We start from the raw sequence: 20,999 nt of genomic DNA, 5'->3' as shown, positions 1-20,999 counted from the left end.
TTGTTATTTTTCAGTTAGCCAATATAACATTGCTTGGCTGAAAACCACTAAGTATATCCTCTTGAAAACCACAACATAACACTGCTTATGATAATTCAACCCTCAATATATAACAGATCTTTCATATATCGACGCATCATAAAAACAAAAACATAAACAATTAAAACAACAAAAAACAATAAACCATTGTTACTAAATGGTTAAATAATACAACCAATCAAAATATATATATTGGTACAATAATTGCTTTAATCAAGTTAGCTTTCTCGACATCTTATCCAGAACTGTACTCTGATTTTTTTCAAAATGTGGATGCAACACAACAAAAAAATCGAACAGAATTATCAACACTCATCGCTATAAAACATGAGCCGTTTGTACAGGAGTAGGAAAGAGAAATAAATGTAATTTCACAGAGTTATGAGGAAGAATAGAATGAATCATTCCATAAAAAAGACTTATCTCGTATTCACTATGCTATTAGGGTTTATCCTTTTAGCTGGGTGTAATGGAGACAATAATAACGACAATAGTAATAACGACAATAACGGTGTGCTACTCACATCAATTGCGGTTACTCCTGCCACCCCTAGTATGCCACTAGGCTTAAAGCAACAGTTCACAGCTATGGGCACCTATTCGGATGGCACATCATCTGATATCACCAACTCAGCAACTTGGTCATCTGATGACTCTACAGTTGCCACTATCAATGGCAGCGGTCTAGCCATGGGAGTTATCCCTGGTTCAGTTGCTATCACAGCATCCCTTATAGACTCATCATCAAACGAGCAATCCGCAACGACCACGCTAACTATCACTGATGCGACCTTAACGGCTTTGGCTATCACACCAGTCAACCCTAGCCTAGCTAAGGGTCTGACCAAACAATTTATGGCCACAGGCACTTATTCGGATGGCACTTCCCCAGATGTTACCACTTCAGTAACGTGGTCATCGGCTAATACGCTAGTTGCCACAGTGAATGCAAGTGGTCTTGCTAGTGGAGTTGCCATTGGATCTTCGATTATTACCGCATCGTTAGGTTCTGATGAAACAACGACTGAACTCAATATCACAGATGCTATTTTGAGTTCAATAGCGTTAACGCCGGTTGAACCAAGCATTGCCAAAGGCATAACCCAGCAGTTTACTGCTATCGGTACTTATTCCGATGGTATCTCTGTTGATATTACCGCTTCGTCAAACTGGTCATCTGCGGATACACTGGTTGCCACAATGAATACCAGTGGGGCAGCTAAAGGAGTTAGCATAGGTTCATCTATTATTACGGCGGATTTTCAAGCTCAATCAGCAACTTCATTGCTGACAGTGACTGATGCCAGCTTAACGTCAATCATGTTAACACCTGCCAACCCACATATTCCTAAAGGTAATACCCTTCAGTTGACTGCTACTGGTATTTACTCGGATGGGATCTCTGTTGACATAACTAGCTCTGCAATCTGGTCATCAGCTGATACCCTTATTGCGACAGTAAATGCCGATGGTGTAGTCAGTGGTATTACTTCAGGTTCAGCTATTATTACCGCAACATCAGCTGCGCTGTCGGCCACAACTACTGTAACAGTTACTGATACAACGTTGACTTCAATTGCGGTAACACCAGGAAATCAAACCATAGTTAAAGGTTCGAATAAACAGTTAACCGCTACAGGAACTTATTCAGATGGTTCGCTAGCTAATATTACTGCCTCTGTAACTTGGTCATCAGCAGATACCTTAGTTGCCACAGTAAATAATTCTGGACTAGCTAGTGGTATCGAAACTGGCTCATCGCTAATTAGTGCAAGCTCAGGTGCTTTATCCGGTAGTACCAATTTAACAATTACCGGCGCAGCTTTGAACTCAATTGTGGTATCGCCAACCAATTTAAGCCTTGTTAAAGGTATGAACAAGCAGTTTGCTGCAACCGCTACTTATTCTGATGGATCTGTAGCAGATATTTCGACCTCGGTTACCTGGTCATCTGCTGATACCTTGGTTGCTACAATTGATGTCAATGGTCTTGCGAATGGCAAGGCGGCTGGCTCATCACTTATTACCGCAACTTCAGGTGCACAATCAAACAGTACTAACTTAACCGTTACCGATGCCACCTTGAATTCGATTGATGTAACACCAATTAATCCAAGCATTATTAAAAACTCAAGCCAAAACTTTGTGGCTACTGGGCATTATTCAGACGGTAGTACAACAAATATTACCTCGACAGTGATGTGGTCTTCAGCTGATACACTAGTTGCTACATTGAATCCCAATGAACAGCTAAATAGCGGGCGTGCCACAGCTATTGAAGTAGGCTCATCGGTGATTCAAGCATCACTAAGTGGAGTATTTGCGGATACAACACTTAATGTTACTGCTGCCCTACCAAACAACCCACTAGCACCAGAATTGGGTGAAGTGGCGCGTTTTGCCATGCTTGCCTCACAAGCCATTACTACCACGAGTGGTTCTGCCATTGTTGATGGTGATTTAGGTATTCTTGACCAGGCACGTTCTTATTACGCAGGATTTACTCCTGGCGTTAATGCTGGCGAATTTGACGAATTAACCAATGGTTTGTCTTATGCTGGCGACGATAGTACTCCCCCCTATGTTGTTCCTGTGCCTTATGCATCTATGGTCGCATTTATTAACCAGTCCAGAACGGATCTTGGTATTGCATATAACTTCCTAGCTGCAGATCCTAACCCAAACGCAGCGACTCAGGTTTGTCCTATTGAATTGGGGAATCTGACTCTGACTCGTGGTGTCTATAAAACTGCAGCTGATGTGACCCTCCAAACAGGCACTCTCACCCTTGATGGCGAAGGAGATCCTGATTCGGTGTTTATTTTCACCATAGGCGGAAACCTGACATCTGGTGCTCCAGGTGGCGACATTGTGCTCATTAATGGCGCACAAGCAAAGAATATCTATTGGAGAACAGCCGGAAAAACAGTTATCGGAACGAACACAAACTTCTCAGGCAATGTTTTTGCTTGGTCAGAAGTGAATGTGCGGACTGGTGCTAACGTCACAGGCCGATTATTTGCCGTTACCGATCAGGTCACTCTGGATGCTAACGCAGTAACCAAAGCTAACTAGTTTTAAGCTCGGCTTACCCAAGTTGACAAAAATAGATAGAAAGAATGAGGGAACAGATAGTCTGTCTCCTCATTAACCACTACTGTGCAATGAGGCCCATTTAGGTGCTGATATAAGCAGTAACCGTTCTGTTTATGGTCAAGGTTATCAATCTAACATTTGTCTATATACGTGACTTCAGCTATCAAAAACTATCCACAGTGCAAAGAAACATCTATTCATCGGTTAATTTCTGATGGGGGGCGTGAGCATTCTTTGAATTGCGATGTTAATTTTTTAAAGGATAAAAATAATGCACACAACAAATAAATATTATAACCAAACTATATTGGCTAGCTCGATATTGATGGCGAGCTTAATCTCAGGTTGTAACAATGACGATAACGATAACGATAACGCGGCAACTGTGCCAGTCATTAACGCCAGTAACCCTATTAATCTTGCTATTGATGTAGCGATAAACCAACAAATCACTGCAACCTTCAGTGACGCGATGAATGAGCAAACGATTAACGATGCCAGCTTTACCTTAACGGCTCCGAGCCAAACAGCCGTGTTAGGCACCGTTTCTTATGATGAAACAAGTCATACCGCCGTATTTGCTCCAAGCAGTGATTTTACTCATAACACCCTATACCAGGCATCAATCACCACTGAAGTAACGAATACTGCAGGCATAGCGCTTGCTAGTGGTTTTAGTTGGTCATTTACTACCTCAGCATTACCAGATGTTATTGCCCCACAGGTAGTATCAAATTACCCCGTAGACCTCGCACAGGATTTTGCCTTAAATAGAAATATGACTGCTGAGTTTAGTGAAGCACTTTCTCCTAATACGGTAAACGGCTCTAGCTTTACGCTAAGTGATGGAACAAATCTTGTCACTGGTGTGGTTAGTGTTCAAGGAACAGTTGCAACTTTTAATCCAGACGATAATTTAGCAGCCAATACGCTTTATACCGCAACCTTGACAACTGCTATCAGCGATTTAGCGATCCCAGCGAATCTATTAGCAGCGAGTTTCAGCTGGAGTTTTACCACCAGTGATGTTGCCGCTATTGGACCTGAACCTGTGAAGTTAAGAACTTCGGGTGATTTTGCTATTTTAACTAAGACCGGTATTACCAATATCCCTGCTTCTGCTATAACAGGTAATATAGGTTCAAGTCCTATTACGGCCGCAGCGATGGATAACGTGTTTTGTAATGAAATCAGCGGAACTATTTATGGTGCTGATGCGGCTTATACAGGCAGCGGTGCGATTACTTGTTTTGCAGGCGCCGCAGAAGATAACACCCTCGTCGCCAACGCGGTACTTGATATGGGCACTGCCTATAACGATGCAGCAGGCAGAACCTTACCTGACTATACCGAGCTAGGCGCTGGTGATATCAGTGGCATGACACTGGAGCCAGGTTTATATAAGTGGAGCTCAGGTGTGTTGATCTCTACTGACGTAACTCTTTCAGGCAGTGCCAACGACGTGTGGATTTTCCAGATAGCCGGTGACCTTACTCAAGCAGCTGCCAGTCGTATTAATTTACAAAGCGGCGCTCAGGCAAAAAATATCTTCTGGCAGGTTGGCGGAAGTGCGGGAGTAGCACTTGATACCACAGCGCATTTTGAAGGTGTGATCTTAGCTGAAAAAGGCATAAGCATAAACACAGATGCGACGGTTAACGGCAGATTAATGTCACAAACCGCTGTCACATTAGATCACAATATAGTAACTCAGCCTACAGAGCAGTTCTGATAATAGCCGAGCATTAGCAATCGTCTAATGCTCGCAATCCTTGATGCTACTCATCAGAAAATCAACATCCACTAAACCCTGTTTGGCGGATGTTTTTATGTCATGGATCATTAGCTATATCGCAATTGATTGTGATATTTTCAACCCTAACGCCATGGATTAAGTGGTATATAAAGTCGAGCCTGCATTGTGCACCGAATGTGTTGGTCATTACGACAAGCCGACTTGCGCGTCTGTTTGCCCTATCGATTGTATCGACCCCGACCCTAAACATGTCGAGTCACATGATGCGCTATTACTAAAATACTCTGCACTCACTGGCAATGTGTAACCTCAGGATTGAGCAACTAAGAGCTTATATTTAGTACCTAACATCTAGCATCTGCAAAAACGGCGCTTAATGCGCCGATTTTTAGAGTCAAATAACACCATAATTATTCACTGGCTGTTAATGTTTGTAATACTTTTGCCAGTTGCTCAATGCCGATCCGAGCGGGTTTGGGTAAGCTATCTAACTCTATAGACAACAATAAATTTTTAACCTCTAACCCCAACTCTGTATCCCCTTCTATACGTAATTTACGCTGAAAAAACAGCGTGTCGGGATCTTCTTTACCTGCTGCAACCAAAATTAGCTCAGGCACATTGGCACTTAATGTCACATCAGGCTGAGTAAAAGCACGCACTCGTAGTTGTTGTTCGACACCCACCTCAAAACGCAAACCAATATCATCAACACAAATGCCTACCCACTTTTGTTTGAGAAAATGGAGTTCATCTGCCTTCAATTGTTCCGCTAACACTAAATTAAGCAGTTTATTGATGACGATTATTTTTAACGCTTCCGGCATCAAGTTTAGCGAGCGACGGCTTACTTGAGGCGCAAAATGTAACAAGTGCGCCGATAATTGTTGTGTAAATGCTTGTGCCATCGAGAGTACCTACTTGCAAATAGAACCAATAATCAAGTGAGTTTACTGGCAATTTATCTAACGAAACCTGTTTTAAATCAAATCATGTTAACTCAATCACATTTACACTCCTGTTCTTTGAAAAAAATGAGAACACCAACATGGAACTCTTATGCCCTGCAGGTAACTTAGCGTCACTCAAAGCCGCTCTTAACGCTGGCGCTGATGCGGTTTACCTCGGACTAAAAGATGACACTAATGCGCGCTCGTTTGCAGGACTAAACTTTTCTGCAGTACAACTAGCACAAGCGACAAAACTGGCCCAAAGCCAAGGGCGAAAGGTATTTTTAACCTTAAACACTTTTCCCAAACCCGGTGAAGAACACCGCTGGTATCAGGCCGTTGATTTAGCCGCACAATTAGAAATGGATGCCCTCATCGTAGCTGATTTATCATTACTCGATTATGCCCACCAGCATTATCCGCACCTTCCGTTGCATTTATCAGTACAAGCCAGCGCCACAAACTTAGGGGCTCTATCATTTTATCAACAAGCTTTTAATATCGAACGAGCAGTATTGCCACGAGTATTGTCCATTAAACAGGTTCGAGACTTAGCTAAAGTGAGCCCTGTTGAGCTTGAAGTATTTGCTTTTGGTAGTTTATGTATCATGGCTGAAGGACGTTGCCATTTATCATCATATGTAACAGGACAATCCCCTAATACAGGCGGTTCGTGCTCACCGGCTAACCATGTGCGTTGGCAAGATTCTGGCAGCGATAAATTGACCCGACTCAATAATGTATTAATTGATAAAGCTGAAGCTAACCAACAACTGGGTTATCCGGTGGTCTGTAAAGGCCGTTATGTTGCCGAATACGATCATGATGCAAAGTATTTATTGGAGTCACCTACCAGTTTAAACACCTTAAGCTTGTTACCCGAGCTCGCCCAAGCGGGAATTAAATCACTTAAAATAGAAGGACGTCAGCGAAGCCCTGCTTACGTCAGCCAAGTCACCCACGTTTGGCGTAGCGCTATCGACACTTATTTAGCCAGCCCCGAGTCTTTTTGCGAGCAACCGCAATGGTCGCAAGCGTTAGCAAAAGTATCCGAAGGACAAATAACTACATTGGGCGCTTATGAGCGTCAATGGCAATAAGGTTTTACAATGAAAATATCTCTCGCTCCAATTAGTTACTGCTGGTCAAAATCTGACGTTGAACACTTTTATCAGCAAGTAGCATTGAGTAACATCGATACCGTTTATTTAGGTGAAACCGTATGCAGCCGCCGCCGCGAACTGAAGTTTAACAACTATCTAGATCTCGCCAATATGCTTAAGTCTCATGGCAAACACGTGGTGTTATCAACCATGGCTTTGATAGAGGCGCAATCTGAACTTAATGAACTGAAACGAGCTATTGATAATGGTGATTTCAGTATTGAAGCTAATGACATGGCTGCGGTACATTATGCGCACCAAGCGAAAGTCCCCTTTGTGTGTGGGCCAACAATCAATAATTATAATCGGACCAGCCTTAATTTATTGCACCAAAAAGGGATGTATCGTTTTGTCATGCCTTGTGAATTATCACAGCAGTGGTTAAACACCGTCATCAACCAGGGTGATAAACCCGCTTTTGAAATAGAGGTGCTCGGTCACGGCTATTTGCCTTTAGCACATTCTGCACGCTGTTTTACCGCAAAACATTACCAATTGCCAAAAGATAAGTGTCAAACTATTTGCCAACGCCATAGCAAAGGCTTACTGGCTCAAACTCAAGAGTCACAACCCTTACTCCGCTTAAATGGCATTCAAACTCAATCTGCGGCGCAGGTAAACCTGATTAACCAAATTCCACAAATGATAGACATGGGAATTGATTATTGGCGTATATCACCCAATAAATTAACCGATGTAGCCATGGGTTCAGAACTTGCTCATGTATTAGCGCAAATAACAGAGGATCCATTTAATAGTAAGGCGCTAATCACAAAACAGTTTAACGACAATAAACAGGCATCGATTATCAATCATCATTGCAATGGCTATTGGTTAGGGTTACCGGGCATGGACTATTCCCTTGAGCCAAATACTCCAGCGGGATAACGTTACAAACGCTATTTGATAGCCATTAATAAAATTGGTCATGAACCGTAATCATATCCATGTTTATTAATGGCATACAAACCATAAAAAAGTGCCAAAGCCAAAGAGAGCACACTTCCGCAACAAAATATTAACCAACTGATTAAATTAGATTTTAACGATATACTCCGACACTTTCTTAAAGTAAATATCTACTCACATTTAACTAATATCTATTCGGTTAAGTTATCATTTTACATACTGCAAATAAGGGGGTAACCTTGCCTACCCAAAAATAACAACTGAATGGACATTCAATTTCGGTCCATAATAAACAGTTGGGTAGCACAGCTGGCCAACTTAGAACACATAAGTAAGGTGTATTTAACGTGACACATAAAAAACATAGCATTAAAACAATTCTCACCTTTATTATTCCGTCACTGATTGGCTTGCTACTGTTTATGACGCCTATCAATGTCGAAGGTTCGATTACCATTCCGATTGCAATCATCTCAAAAGCATTGCAAAGCCAAATGGGCAGTTCGATTCAGCTTATTATGACCTGCATAGTGGTACTAATGGCATTGGCCTCATTACTCACTCAACTCATTAATCCTAAATTCGTTCGTAAAAGTATTTTTTTACGCACACTGCTGAAAGTAAATTTATTTTGGTTAGCGGTGCGAATTCTAGGCGCAATCTTTATCGTCATGGTTTATTGGCAAGTGGGACCCGAAGCGATTATTTCATCTGCAACCGGTGGCTTGGTTCTGAATGATTTAGTACCAGTACTATTTTCAGTATTTATTTTTGCTGGCATGTTATTACCGTTATTGCTCAATTTTGGTTTATTAGAATTTTTTGGCACGTTATTAACCAAAGTTATGCGTCCAATATTCAATTTACCTGGTCGCAGTGCTATTGACTGTATGGCATCTTGGTTAGGTGATGGTAGTGTGGGCATTTTAATGACCACCAAACAATACGAAACTCGTTTCTATACTGCACGTGAAGCTGCTGTTATTGGCACAACCTTTTCTGCCGTGTCAATAACCTTTAGCTTAGTGGTGATATCACAAGTCAAACTTGAGCACTTATTTGTGCCATTTTATCTGACTGTGTGTTTAGCAGGGTTTATTGCCGCAATCATAGTACCTAAACTACCGCCATTATCATGGAAGAAAGATCTGTATATCGATGATACTCCTCGCCATGAAGATGACGAAACAATCCCAGCCAGTCATGGCGTATTTTCGTGGGGATTTGAACAAGCAATGCAACGGGCATCTTCTGCTGGTGGCATTAAGCATGTGCTAACTGAAGGAATTAAAAACGTTGTCGATATGATATTCGGGGTGATCCCTGTTGTTATGGCTATTGGTACCGTCGCATTAGTGTTGGCTGAACATACGCCTATTTTTAATTACTTAGGTATGCCATTTATTCCGCTATTAGAACTGCTGCATATTCCAGAAGCTACCGAAGCCTCGAAAACGATTGTGGTGGGATTTGCCGATATGTTTATTCCATCGATTTTGGCCAGCTCTATAGAATCTGATTTGACCCGCTTTGTTATTGCGGCATTATCAGTTACTCAGCTTATTTATATGAGTGAAGTAGGTGCTCTTTTAATTGGTAGTAAAATCCCGGTTAACTTTTTTGAGCTATTCGTTATCTTCATTCTACGAACCTTAGTGACACTGCCTATAATTGCATTAATGGGTCATTTACTCATTTAGTTGAAGTCAGAAGATAAACAACTCAATATCACTAAGGAGCGCAATGCGCTCCTTTTTTTAGACTAAATATTCTCAGCGTAATCGAGATAAATCGAGTATGCTTAAACAATAAACACTGACTTTGTGTCATTGCGATATTGATTACTAAGGGCAAACCATGGATGACAGACGTAAGTTTTCTCGTATTTTTTTTGCAGCCAGTGCTCATCTTGCGCAAACAGAACAAACTTGGCGCACTAAAATTTTAGATTTAAGTCTTAATGGTGCACTAGTAGAATTGCCATCTGGGTATACAGGTCAGCTCAATAGCATTTTAACCTTAGAGTTTGTGTTACCCGACTCTGACGTTGAGCTGAAAATGGAAGCGGCAATTGTCCATAAAACCCCAGAACACCTTGGCTTAAAGTGTACTCACATTGATGTTGACAGCATTACCCATCTTCGCCGAATTATTGAATTGAATATGGGTGATCCAGAGCTATTAAATCGTGAGTTGACCTCTTTAATCACTTCAGCGCCTTAAACAGCCGACCTAACAAGTTAAGATGCAAAAAAGGTAAGTCAATGACTTACCTTTTTTATGTTCAAATTTTGCTTTTTATCACCCGAGGTTTAATTAATTAGTTCAAGCAGCTCATGGATAGTTTTCACTGGGATAATTTTTGCCCCTAGCCCTTCCATGGTTTTGTGATAATTACGGAATGGGATAAAAATCTCTGTAAAACCATGCTGCGCAGCTTCTTTGACTCTCGGCACACCACTATCAATTGGGCGCACATCGCCATTCAAACTCAACTCCCCCATAATACAAGTGGTTCTAGGCACGACAAAGTCATTTAAACTGCTCAGTAATGCCGTAACTAGCGCTAGATCGATGCAGGTTTCCGACTCATCAATTTTTAAACCACCCACTATATTAAAAAACGTATCATGAAAAATTTTGGTTTTAGTATGTTTACGTAAAATACCGGTTAGCATTTTAATCCGATTCATGTTTAATCCCACACACACACGTTGTGGAAACTCAGATTCAGTCTCGGTGGTTAAACATTGTATTTCCAACAGTAAATTACGGTTACCTTTACGAATACAAGTGATGGTTGAGCCTGGCGATTCAGTGGTTGAGCCCGACAAAAATATTTCACTAGGGTTATCAACACTGATCATACCGCGTTCACTCATGCGGAATATCCCCACGGTATCAACATCACCAAAACGGTTTTTATTAGCGCGTAAGGTACGAATCTGTCCATCGTTGGTGTCGATATGCAGCAATGAATCTACGATATGAACCAAGGTTTGCGGGCCTGCTATTTCATTGTTTTTATTCACATGAGCAATAATGAACATGGTGACATTATTTTTCTTACAATATTGAGTAAACGCTTGAGCCGCTGTTTTAACTTGTGAAGGCGACCCCGGACTGCCATTGGCTGCATCGGTGACAACCGCTTGAATAGAGTCGATGACAGCAAACTTGATTTGCTTGGCTTCTAATTCTTCAATAATGGCTTCTACACTGGTTTCAGACAGCAAAAATAAGTTATCTTCGTTGTAATTAAGCTTTAAACGATTAACACGGTTTTTGAACTGAGATAATGACTCTTCGGCAGTACAGTACAGTGAAGCCATAGATTGTGACATCCGAGCGACCAAATCGGATAGTAATGTTGTTTTACCAGCACCTGGGTCGCCAGAAATAATATTCACCGATCCTGTCGTCAAACCGCCACTTAGTACCCTATCTAACTCACCAATTTCAGTGAGCCTTTTCTCGGCATCTTCTGACTCAACTTCACTGAGTTTTTTAGAGCCACCACCCACTGCACCAGCGTATCCCAATACAGATGATCGTGAAGTTGAACTCTTTGAGGCTGACAATTTCATTTCTACCAAAGAATTCCACGCACCACAACGACACTGTCCCTGCCAACGCGGATAATCAAGGCCACAATCGTCACAAACAAATGCCATTTTTGGAGCTTTTGCCATGTTAGTTCCTATGTTGTAAATCAATTAGTACTTTAATGCTTGATGTTATTCGGCTTAAGGATCAATAAACCATCATTGTTAACACATTTTCTTTATCACCTAAACCTAACATCGGTCGAATCAAAAATGACGATTTAGGCAACTCATAAGTATAATAATAACAACGATCTTTAGTCAGAGTCTTGCCAACGATTAAAATATTGTCCACACTCATGTAAACAAACTGTAAAAAAGTAATAAGCAAACGTTACATCAATACAGTATTGCTATTAATACGCTATGTTAATCTTCGTTTCGAGGGTATTAACAACGATATCATTTGTGCATTCCTATCGAACAACATTGAAATGTATATTACTATAAAGATCAGCGCTTTCTTGCCGATAAAATTATCAGCCAGACTCACAATAAGCATTTAAAACGATAAAATAATGAGTTTAGATAACCACAGGGCATTAATAGAACAACTGAAACCGTTGATCATGGAACCTGATTTTCAGGACGTATTTGAACAGTTAACAGTTGATGAATCGAATTCAACCCGTTTTCTATTGAAAATGGAGCTAAATCGCATCTCATCTTTGTGCACGCGAATTATCGATTTACGAGATAAAACAGAACTGCCATGTGAAGAAGTTGTCGTCGCCAATCAAAGATATTTCCTAGACGAGCCCGCTAAAGAAGCCTTGCTACAAGCGCTACCATTATACCGTAACAAATATACCTTAGGTGTGTACGAGCACGTTATAAAAGCGCATAAACTTCGACGTCTTAAACTCAGAGAGAATGTTTCAGTTGAGGTCATTGACGAAGAAAATCCCTTTTTGGTGCCTGGTGTTGTGCTTGGCAGTTATTTTAATCGCTGTGAAGAACGAATGAATTATAGCATTCGAATTATGGTTTCTCAGCAAGGAATAACCGAAGTCAGTGGTGCAACGCTAGATTTATCTGTCGGCGGAGCTCGCATTAAGCTGCCGTTAAAGCATCATTTAGACCAAGACAAACCTTTACTGGTAAAACTACTCGAACTCAGTGATGAATTTTATCTCGATGATCTAAAACATGGTGTTGAATATCAAATAGTGGATATTCAAAACAAAGATGATAGTGCTGTTTTTAGATTGAAAAGACTGGGTGGCGGAGAAGCATTAGACAGCTTGTTATCACAGCTTATCCGCGGCTATAAGTTTCGTTATAAAGTAGATGTCAACGACGTCATTGTTACCGCTACCGGGTTAGGTTATGAGCGACATTACTTACCTCTGTTAACACATTTACCTCTGTTCGTTTCCATCATTGAAGGTAAACCACTCATAAACTACGAATTATTGGGTAGAGGTAACAAACCAATCCAACATTATTTTCAAGATGAAAATGAAATTAGTCAGTTACCGAGTTTTATTAATACCAGACGTTTAACCCAAATGCTCAAAAACATTGATAATAGTGAGCATTGTTATTTATTCAGTTTTATTCATAACTCTAACGGTAAATTACATTTTTATTCTGCAACTTTAGCGGAGCTAAAAGCGACCAAAAATATTCATCTTTTTTTGGGTTTTGCGTCTACCAAAACAAGTTGGCGCGTATTTAAAATTGTAATGCAACCTATTGATCATAGCAAAAACTACAAAACGTCCACTTTACCGGGGGATGATGCACGTTATGCTGCCCTCACTGAGCAACAATTAGCTCAATTTAGTCATACTTTACAACTTATTGATTTAACCAACGAGGAAGCTCGTAAAGACTATCAATGCTGGTTTGATCAATCTGATGTGAATGGCTTAAAGATATTCTCCCAAGCAAAAATAAAACAACACAGCATCAAAAAAGTATCAATGCCATTTAGTGAGCGGCGCCATGAGGCTCGATTCATTTTTAAAACCTTAATCACAATTCAACAAGGTGACAAACAGGCCACTGGTATTACCCATGATATTTCGAGTCGAGGTTTACAACTGACGTTAGAGAAATCGGCTAACTTCAACGAACCTGGAGCAGTCACATTATCATTTCCACGCCTGCAAGCCGCTGCGGGTAAAACTAATTTATCAAATTTACCTTATCAGTTAATTCGCAGCAGGATGAATGGTGTGACTTTACATTTGAGCGCCATCATAGGTCACTCCCCGCATGAAGGTGTAGAGTTTTTAAGTAAATTGATTGCTCACAATAAACAAAAACTCGAGCAGTTATCAGATAATGAAGGCCAGAAAAAAGAACTGGCTGATGGCATGAAAAACCTTGTAATGCGCCAATTACCAGGAGTGCCATATTTTATTGAAAAAACAGTAAAAGCGGCTCAAATGGCTTACATAGGTATTGGCACAACCACAGATGAAATAAGCCATTTATTTGCTCAAGACAGCGATAAAGTACTGCAATACAATTTAAAACCACTATTGGACAACAATGTATTAAAACAACACATCATAGATCCTATCAAGTTAATGAAACCGACTCATGGTATGGCCTTTTTTGAAGTGTTTATGCAACTCACCCGTCACCCTAGAGGTGCAGTACAGATCCAATGTAAACTTAAATCTGAACTGGGTAATAGAGAACAACAAATTCAATTTATTACTCAAAGTAAAAAAGTGGGTCGCTTCATGGCGTTAAGGGTGTATATAGGAGCAACTGACAAGCCCGATATGAGCTATATTCGACGCGAGCTAGAATATATCCACATACATGCTAATCACCGTGCAAAGCAATTAGAAGAGCAATTGTGGAGAGTTATCGGTTCAGGTGAGCTATTAGATATTACTACTGAAGTTGAAATCCGTTTTCCAAGCTTAATGACACTAGCCTAAGTAATCTTTCAGTAACCGCTAATCATAATTAAAAATAGCATAAATCGATGATCTGAATTTATTTCAAAACTGCATTTTTACTAACCAAAGATTGACTAGCCAAAGAATAGGTTAATAACCACGTACTATTTCTCTACAGCTAACTTGGCTCACATTGATAAATACCATTGTTTAATTTGTACAAAGTGATCTTGCTCGGCTTGTCGAGCTGTCAACATACCGGCATGATTGTAATCCAATAAATTGCCCTTTTCTTTGGCGAGCAAAGTATACTTAACTTGGCTAAAACCACATTCATCAATCATATCGCGTACATCTGACGGATTGCCTAATACATGATCATTTTTACCTGCGATAAACCATGCTGGTGGCCATACCGCTTTGGTTGCGGCTTCTGCATAATGAAAATTATCATCATGATCTACCCAATCACCTCGCACCCAATCAATCGTTTGTAATAATGATGCACTGCTTTCATTATCCATACCAACGCGCAGTCGACTGGCATCAAAGTAGCCTTGTCTGCCAATATAAAAAGGCGCAAAACGATTCCAGAAAAAATCGACCATAAGCCATTTTTTAAATGACTTCACTTTGATAGTACGTTTGGAACCAAAGGTTAATAACGATGCCACACTAGACTGTAGATGGCTATAACGAGCCAAACTGCTGGCCATTAACACCCCGCCCCATGAATGGGCACACCAATGTACTTTATTAACCAATGGATGACGCTGTAGAATAAACTGCTGCACTAATGGCAATTGCTCACGAATGACTTCTCCTTGGCCCAAAGTGAAGTCACGATGTATTTTAGGCTCACTTAAGCCTCGTCCTGCAGTATCCATCACATAAACATCAAAACCAGCGTTAGCTAAAAAACAGCCTAAACCACGACCAGAGCTGCTATAAAACACTCTTCCATTGGACATAGCACCATGCAACATCAAAATAGGAATACCGAGTGCTATAGGCGACGTAGGGCGAATATGCCGCAGATGCAATTGGCCATCTCTGTATGGTATAAACAGTGAGTTTTGGAGGATATCTATAGTCAAAATAGGCAGTTATGTTAGTGATTATAAATATAAAACTAACATTACTACCGTGAAATACAACTAGAATAGAGTAATAATTCTATATTTAGTCTTGTTCATAAATGTAAACACTAACTAATTACAGTTGTAGACAAAAGACTAATGCACGTAAATCAACATTTTGGATTGATGCATCTGCAGCAGCAACTAATTTAGGCTTAGCATGAAATGCTAATCCTAAATCGGCGGCTTGGATCATCGGAATATCATTGGCGCCGTCACCAATGGCAACTCGCTGACCAGATGGAATAGCCCACTGTTCCGCACACAGACTAATCACGTTAGCCTTATATTGAGCATCGACCACTTCACCTGTTACTTCACCACTCAGCTTGCCATCAACAATAACTAACTCATTGGCAAATGCCGCATCAAGATTAAGCAATGTTTTTAAATGACCGACAAATGGCGTAAACCCACCAGAAGCGACAACCAGTTTCCATTGATGTGTTTTTAACTCGGCTAACATTACTTCAAGACCAGACATTAACGGCAAGTTGTCGCACAACTGCTGAATAATAGCGGCATCAGCACCGGTAAGCTTACTAACTCGTTGTCTTAAAGACTGTTCAAAATCTAATTCGCCACGCATAGCACTTGCCGTAACTGCGGCAACTTCCTCACCCACACCAGCCATAGCAGCGAGTTCGTCAATACATTCAATTTGAATAGCAGTAGAATCCATATCCATCACCAATAACCCCGGTTGATTGAGGCGAGCTAATGGTTGTTGAATAAGCACTATTTCAGCAGCTATATTTGTTGGGAATGACGCCATTAATACATCATTAGCGGTTTGAGCCGACAGTTCAAAACCTAATAAATCGTTTTGCCTGTCAAGCTTTGCGATATGAGTATCGATAGATATGGAAGATAACCAGGCTTCTATCTCTGCAGAGCATTGCGCACTAAAAATAACTCGACAACGATACGGTAGATGAGATTGTAAGTTAAGTAAGTAATCTGACTCTTGATAACGATATAACACACAGCCTAAATGTTGATATGTCTCACAAGTATCTGAAAATAAAAAATTTAGTAAAACATTATCACGTTGTTCAAGCATCAATACGGCCTCTTAGTATGTTACGACTATCTACTGACAAATTTTTCGATTAGTATAGCTTTTTGATAATTCTCTGTAATTGGGTTAGCACAGAATGGTTGCTCGATAAAAGAACTCCCCAAAACAGCTTCCAATTAAATAGAAAAAACACTGAGGATTAAAGTGATTTTTGTTAAAGGTCTTAAGAAAAGGCAAAAAATCAGCCGGATTGTGCAAATCATTGTCGCAATAACCCTGATCATCGGTCTAATGTACTTGTGGCAATCAAGTTTACGTAATGGTCAAAAATTACTAAATTCACAAACAAAAGTGATGGCAAGACTATTAGCACAACAAGCCGCTAATGGTGCAGCTCCGGCAATGTTTTTACAAAATGATGAGCAACTGCAATGGTTAGCATCAGCACTTGCTGCGGATCCTAAAGTGATGTCGGTGAATATCTATAATTCGCAGGGTGTAAGGTTAGCATTTGCTCAAAGTGTTTCTTATGAAAACTTAGAAGCTGACTCTGAAATATTAAAAGGTTTATTAAAACCGTATCCACCTTTGATTGAAAATGTTATTCAAGACGACAATAATTTAGGTTACGTTGAAGTACGTTTAAATCTTGATATTTTTTTCGATGAAATAAAAATCTTGCACGAACAGAACATGCAATTACAGCAGATGATGTTAATTGTAGCTGGCTTTATTGGTTTACTATTATCACGGGCACTTTCATTTAAACGTGCAGATTTTGACCGCCGAAAAGCCCAAGCTAAATTACGTAAAAAACCTAAAAAATCGGCCTTGCTCGCTTCAAACGAAACGCAAGCAGACGAGTCAGAAGAGATACAACAAGACCCTCCAGCCTAGACAGATTGCTGACATAAATCACAAACATAAAAAATGGGCACTCAATGAGTGCCCATTTTATGACTAACGTTTAAATTACAGTGTTAACGCTGCATCTAAAGTCATGATAATCATGTCGCTGAATGTTGTTTGACGCTCATCAGAGGTAGTCTTCTCACCGGTACGAATGTGGTCTGATACAGTTACAACACATAACGCTTTAGCGCCTAATTCATGTGCTACACCGTATAAACCAGCAGCTTCCATCTCGACGCCTAAAATACCCATTTTTTCCATAACATCAAACATTTGAGGATCTGGAGTATAAAATAAGTCGGCAGAGAAAACGTTACCAACACGGATTTTAGTGCCGTGTGCTTTAGCCGAATCAACAACAGCACTTAGTAAGCTGTAGTCTGCGATTGCAGCAAAATCGTTATCTTTAAAACGTAAACGGTTAACTCTAGAGTCAGTACATGCACCCATACCGATAATCACATCACGTACTTTTACGTCAGTGCTGATTGCGCCACAAGTACCAACACGGATTAAATTCTTAACACCGTAGTCTTTGATAAGTTCGTGTGCATAGATTGAACAAGATGGGATACCCATACCTGAACCCATAACAGAAATACGCTTACCTTTATATGTACCGGTAAAACCTAGCATGTTACGTACATCAGTCACTTGCTCAACATTTTCTAAAAATGTCTCAGCAATGTATTTTGCACGTAATGGATCGCCTGGGAAAAGTACCGTTTCAGCAAAAGCACCTTCAACTGCATTAATATGTGGTGTAGCCATGTTATAACCCCTATGTTTCTATTTTATTTGTATTGCTTAGTCATGTTTACAGTTTAGCAAAGCCATTAAACTTTATATAGAACCGTCGTTTGAAAATGTGACTAATTAATAAAAGATTCACCATAATTCATCGGTTCTAACTTAAAATAACTCGCAATAGACTGACCAATATCAGCAAAAGACTTACGACGGCCTAGTGAGCCTGCAGATAAACCTGCACCATAGGCGAGTACCGGCACACGTTCACGAGTATGTTCAGTGCCAACCCAAGTAGGATCACAACCATGATCAGCAGTGAAAATGACTAAATCTTCAGGTTGTAAAATCGCTAATAATTCCGGTAAACGAGAATCAAAGTACTCAAGTGCTTTAGCATAGCCGGCGGTGTCACGACGATGTCCATAATGAGAGTCAAAATCAACGAAATTAGTAAACACAATCGTGTTATCACCAGCACGTTTAATTTGCGCTAAGGTTTCGTCAAATAACTCTTCGAGACCTGTCGCTTTAAATTGTTGAGTAATACCACTGTGAGCATATATATCAGAAATTTTACCGATACTAACCACTTCACCGCCAGCATCTTTAAGCTTATCTAATACTGTAGGTGCTGGTGGTAATACCGCATAGTCATGACGATTACCAGTACGAGCGAAATCAGCAGGGCCAGTACCAACAAATGGTCGAGCAATTACACGACCAATGTTATAAGGCTCTAACTCTTCACGCGCAATTTTGCACAAGTTATATAAATTTTCTACACCAAAACTTTCTTCATGACATGCTATTTGGAATACAGAGTCAGCAGAGGTATAGAAAATAGGCTTGCCTGTTTTCATGTGCTCTTCGCCTAACTCTTCAAGAATTTGAGTACCTGAAGCATGGCAGTTACCTAAAAACCCATCTAAACCAGCGCGTTCAAGGATTTTATCTGTGAGTTCTTTAGGAAATGAATTGGTTAAGTCACTAAAATAACCCCACTCATAAAGGACAGGAACACCCGCCATTTCCCAGTGACCACTAGGAGTGTCTTTGCCTGAGCTTAATTCGTCAGCATGACCATAAGCACCGATGACTTCGACATTATCTGCAAATCCAGCAGCAAATTTACCCGTACTTTCAAAACCAGCATGGCCTAAACCAAAGCGAGCAAGATTAGGTAATTTCAATGGACCTTGACGGCCGATATCCGCTTTGCCGTCAGCACAGGCTTGCGCGATGTGACCAAAAGTATCTGAGCCAACGTCACCAAACTTATCGGCGTCGGTAGCAGCACCAACACCAAAAGAGTCGAGCATTAAGATAAAAGTACGTTTCATTATTTGTTTCCTTTATAAATCTGAAGCGCGAATATAACGATATATTTCAGGCGTTTTCTCAGGCGCGCTATCACCAATAATAATGGCTTGCTGAATAGCAGCGGCAGCTTCGGCGAAAGCATCTTCAGATTGAGCATGGATCATCGCTAACGGAACGTCTTTGTTAACTTCCTGACCCAATGCGCATACTTGAGTTAATCCAACACTGTAATCCAGTGCATCACCTGGTTTGCGACGTCCACCACCTAAGGTCACTACGGCTAAACCAAGTTCTCGTGTATCCATTTTGTAAGCAAAGCCAGATGTGTTGGCATATACAGGTCGTACAATTTTCGCATGAGGTAAATACTTATCATATGCCTCAACAAAGTCTGTTGGGCCACCTAAGCCAGATACCATTTTAGCAAAAGCCTCTGCTGCTTTACCATTATCTAATACAGTATTTAGTTTATGACGAGCTTCAGCTTCATTCTGTGCAATACCACCCAAAATTAGCATTTCTGCACATAATCCCATGGTGACAGCATATAAACGTGGATTACGATATTGACCAGTCAAAAAGTTTATCGCCTCACGAACCTCAACCGCATTACCTGCACACGAAGCCAATACTTGGTTCATGTCAGTTAACAATGCCGTTGTTTTAGTTCCTGCGCCATTAGCAACAGCAGTAATACTGCGAGCTAATTCTTCAGATGCTTCATAAGTTGGCATAAATGCACCGCTGCCGACTTTGACATCCATTGCTAGAGCATCAAGCCCCGCGGCTAACTTTTTAGATAAAATAGATGCGGTGATTAACGAAATAGATTCAACGGTGGCGGTATTATCACGAATCGAATAGAAACGCTTATCAGCAGGGACTAAGTCACCGGTTTGACCAATAATGGCAACACCAGCGTCTTTAACCACTTTGCGGAATAATTCACTTGAAGGCTCAGTTTGATAACCAGGAATGGCATCAAATTTATCTAACGTACCACCGGTGTGACCTAAGCCACGACCTGAAATCATTGGCACATAACCGCCACAAGCTGCAGCCATAGGGCCAAGCATTAGGCTGATTACATCGCCAACACCACCAGTGCTATGCTTATCGATAATCGGGCCATTGAGGCCCAGAGAATCCCAATTTAATACGGTTCCGGAATCACGCATCGCAATCGTTAATGCAATCCGTTCATCCATATTCATATCTTTGAAATACACTGCCATGCCGAACGCAGCAATTTGGCCTTCTGAAACCGTGTTATGAGTAATGCCATCAACAAAGAATTGAATTTCTGCAGTGCTTAATACATCGCCATTACGTTTTTTACGAATAATTTCTTGAGCTAAAAACATGTTACGTCTCCCTTTAGGCAACCCATCACCTTTAGGGTCGCCTTTAATAATAGGATGCTATCAAGTGATAGCGCCTCAGTACGACAATGAACCAAGGCCATACTGAGATTT

15 protein-coding genes and 1 pseudogene are annotated in these 20,999 nt (G+C 40.6%); 9 read left to right on the top strand and 7 right to left on the bottom strand.

What is annotated here, in order from left to right; genetic code table 11:
* The first annotated feature begins 435 nt into the window (after window positions 1-435).
* From SFRI_RS05240 to SFRI_RS21205, 3 genes and pseudogenes are all read left to right on the top strand, one after another.
* A complete protein-coding gene (locus tag SFRI_RS05240; protein ID WP_011636492.1) occupies window positions 436-3,114 on the top strand; it encodes an Ig-like domain-containing protein in 2,679 nt (892 codons plus the stop codon).
* 292 nt (window positions 3,115-3,406) lie between these two features.
* Complete coding sequence (locus SFRI_RS05235; protein ID WP_011636491.1) at window positions 3,407-4,867, top strand: ice-binding family protein; 1,461 nt, start codon at window positions 3,407-3,409, stop codon at window positions 4,865-4,867.
* 166 nt (window positions 4,868-5,033) lie between these two features.
* A pseudogene (locus SFRI_RS21205) lies at window positions 5,034-5,198 on the top strand (4Fe-4S dicluster domain-containing protein); the annotation flags it as partial.
* 103 nt (window positions 5,199-5,301) lie between these two features.
* On the opposite strand, the gene ubiT reads toward SFRI_RS21205, so the two are convergent.
* A complete protein-coding gene (gene ubiT / locus SFRI_RS05230) occupies window positions 5,302-5,799 on the bottom strand; it encodes a ubiquinone anaerobic biosynthesis accessory factor UbiT (protein WP_011636489.1) in 498 nt (165 codons plus the stop codon).
* Between the two features lie 140 nt (window positions 5,800-5,939).
* Here ubiT and ubiU point away from each other — a divergent pair, with 140 nt between their 5' ends.
* The 4 genes from ubiU to SFRI_RS05210 all read left to right on the top strand — a co-directional run bounded on the left by ubiU (window position 5,940) and on the right by SFRI_RS05210 (window position 10,136).
* Complete coding sequence (gene ubiU / locus SFRI_RS05225) at window positions 5,940-6,941, top strand: ubiquinone anaerobic biosynthesis protein UbiU (RefSeq protein WP_011636488.1); 1,002 nt, start codon at window positions 5,940-5,942, stop codon at window positions 6,939-6,941.
* 9 nt (window positions 6,942-6,950) lie between these two features.
* Window positions 6,951-7,892, top strand: coding sequence for a U32 family peptidase (locus SFRI_RS05220; protein ID WP_011636487.1), 942 nt, complete (start codon window positions 6,951-6,953; stop codon window positions 7,890-7,892).
* Window positions 7,893-8,335: 443 nt separating this feature from the next.
* Window positions 8,336-9,613 (top strand): YjiH family protein, encoded by a 1,278-nt coding sequence (locus SFRI_RS05215; protein ID WP_425271582.1) that lies wholly within the window; start codon window positions 8,336-8,338, stop codon window positions 9,611-9,613.
* Window positions 9,614-9,770: 157 nt separating this feature from the next.
* The gene (locus SFRI_RS05210; protein WP_011636485.1) at window positions 9,771-10,136 is read left to right on the top strand and encodes a PilZ domain-containing protein; all 366 of its coding nucleotides are present in this window, start codon (window positions 9,771-9,773) and stop codon (window positions 10,134-10,136) included.
* 89 nt (window positions 10,137-10,225) lie between these two features.
* On the opposite strand, the gene radA is transcribed toward SFRI_RS05210, so the two are convergent.
* Window positions 10,226-11,605 carry a DNA repair protein RadA gene (radA, locus tag SFRI_RS05205; RefSeq protein ID WP_011636484.1) on the bottom strand — a complete coding sequence of 460 codons (1,380 nt, stop codon included), beginning with the start codon at window positions 11,603-11,605 and terminating at the stop codon, window positions 10,226-10,228.
* Between the two features lie 431 nt (window positions 11,606-12,036).
* Here radA and SFRI_RS05195 point away from each other — a divergent pair, with 431 nt between their 5' ends.
* The gene (locus SFRI_RS05195; RefSeq protein WP_011636483.1) at window positions 12,037-14,421 is read left to right on the top strand and encodes a PilZ domain-containing protein; all 2,385 of its coding nucleotides are present in this window, start codon (window positions 12,037-12,039) and stop codon (window positions 14,419-14,421) included.
* A gap of 149 nt (window positions 14,422-14,570) precedes the next feature.
* Here SFRI_RS05195 and SFRI_RS05190 read toward each other — a convergent pair whose 3' ends face one another.
* Both SFRI_RS05190 and serB read right to left on the bottom strand, forming a co-directional pair.
* Window positions 14,571-15,479: an alpha/beta fold hydrolase gene (locus SFRI_RS05190; RefSeq protein WP_011636482.1), complete on the bottom strand. Its 909-nt coding sequence runs from the start codon at window positions 15,477-15,479 to the stop codon at window positions 14,571-14,573.
* 118 nt (window positions 15,480-15,597) lie between these two features.
* On the bottom strand, window positions 15,598-16,584 hold the full coding sequence (gene serB, locus SFRI_RS05185; RefSeq protein WP_011636481.1) for a phosphoserine phosphatase SerB: 987 nt from the start codon (window positions 16,582-16,584) through the stop codon (window positions 15,598-15,600).
* Between the two features lie 162 nt (window positions 16,585-16,746).
* On the opposite strand from serB, the gene SFRI_RS05180 reads away from it, so the two are divergent.
* Window positions 16,747-17,439, top strand: a complete 693-nt coding sequence (locus SFRI_RS05180; RefSeq protein WP_011636480.1) for an AhpA/YtjB family protein — start codon at window positions 16,747-16,749, stop codon at window positions 17,437-17,439.
* Window positions 17,440-17,514: 75 nt separating this feature from the next.
* Here SFRI_RS05180 and deoD read toward each other — a convergent pair whose 3' ends face one another.
* The 3 genes from deoD to deoA all read right to left on the bottom strand — a co-directional run bounded on the left by deoD (window position 17,515) and on the right by deoA (window position 20,888).
* Window positions 17,515-18,225 (bottom strand): purine-nucleoside phosphorylase, encoded by a 711-nt coding sequence (gene deoD, locus SFRI_RS05175; RefSeq protein ID WP_011636479.1) that lies wholly within the window; start codon window positions 18,223-18,225, stop codon window positions 17,515-17,517.
* Window positions 18,226-18,326: 101 nt separating this feature from the next.
* Complete coding sequence (locus tag SFRI_RS05170; RefSeq protein WP_011636478.1) at window positions 18,327-19,544, bottom strand: phosphopentomutase; 1,218 nt, start codon at window positions 19,542-19,544, stop codon at window positions 18,327-18,329.
* A 12-nt stretch (window positions 19,545-19,556) separates the two neighbouring features.
* The gene (deoA, locus tag SFRI_RS05165; protein WP_011636477.1) at window positions 19,557-20,888 is read right to left on the bottom strand and encodes a thymidine phosphorylase; all 1,332 of its coding nucleotides are present in this window, start codon (window positions 20,886-20,888) and stop codon (window positions 19,557-19,559) included.
* Window positions 20,889-20,999: the final 111 nt, after the last annotated feature.

This window comes from Shewanella frigidimarina NCIMB 400 (genome assembly GCF_000014705.1).
GTDB classification, from domain to species: domain Bacteria; phylum Pseudomonadota; class Gammaproteobacteria; order Enterobacterales; family Shewanellaceae; genus Shewanella; species Shewanella frigidimarina.
This window is presented reverse-complemented; position numbering and strand designations above follow the sequence as displayed.

Excerpts from the sequence above, each read along its gene's own strand:
- SFRI_RS05170 (WP_011636478.1), bottom strand. The coding sequence starts at position 19,544 with ATGAAACGTACTTTTATCTTAATGCTCGACTCTTTTGGTGTTGGTGCT.
- SFRI_RS05240 (WP_011636492.1), top strand. The coding sequence starts at position 436 with ATGAATCATTCCATAAAAAAGACTTATCTCGTATTCACTATGCTATTA.
- ubiT (WP_011636489.1), bottom strand. The coding sequence starts at position 5,799 with ATGGCACAAGCATTTACACAACAATTATCGGCGCACTTGTTACATTTT.
- SFRI_RS05215 (WP_425271582.1), top strand. The coding sequence starts at position 8,336 with ATGACGCCTATCAATGTCGAAGGTTCGATTACCATTCCGATTGCAATC.
- SFRI_RS05235 (WP_011636491.1), top strand. The coding sequence starts at position 3,407 with ATGCACACAACAAATAAATATTATAACCAAACTATATTGGCTAGCTCG.
- deoD (WP_011636479.1), bottom strand. The coding sequence starts at position 18,225 with ATGGCTACACCACATATTAATGCAGTTGAAGGTGCTTTTGCTGAAACG.
- SFRI_RS05220 (WP_011636487.1), top strand. The coding sequence starts at position 6,951 with ATGAAAATATCTCTCGCTCCAATTAGTTACTGCTGGTCAAAATCTGAC.
- SFRI_RS05210 (WP_011636485.1), top strand. The coding sequence starts at position 9,771 with ATGGATGACAGACGTAAGTTTTCTCGTATTTTTTTTGCAGCCAGTGCT.
- serB (WP_011636481.1), bottom strand. The coding sequence starts at position 16,584 with ATGCTTGAACAACGTGATAATGTTTTACTAAATTTTTTATTTTCAGAT.
- radA (WP_011636484.1), bottom strand. The coding sequence starts at position 11,605 with ATGGCAAAAGCTCCAAAAATGGCATTTGTTTGTGACGATTGTGGCCTT.
- deoA (WP_011636477.1), bottom strand. The coding sequence starts at position 20,888 with ATGTTTTTAGCTCAAGAAATTATTCGTAAAAAACGTAATGGCGATGTA.
- ubiU (WP_011636488.1), top strand. The coding sequence starts at position 5,940 with ATGGAACTCTTATGCCCTGCAGGTAACTTAGCGTCACTCAAAGCCGCT.
- SFRI_RS05195 (WP_011636483.1), top strand. The coding sequence starts at position 12,037 with ATGAGTTTAGATAACCACAGGGCATTAATAGAACAACTGAAACCGTTG.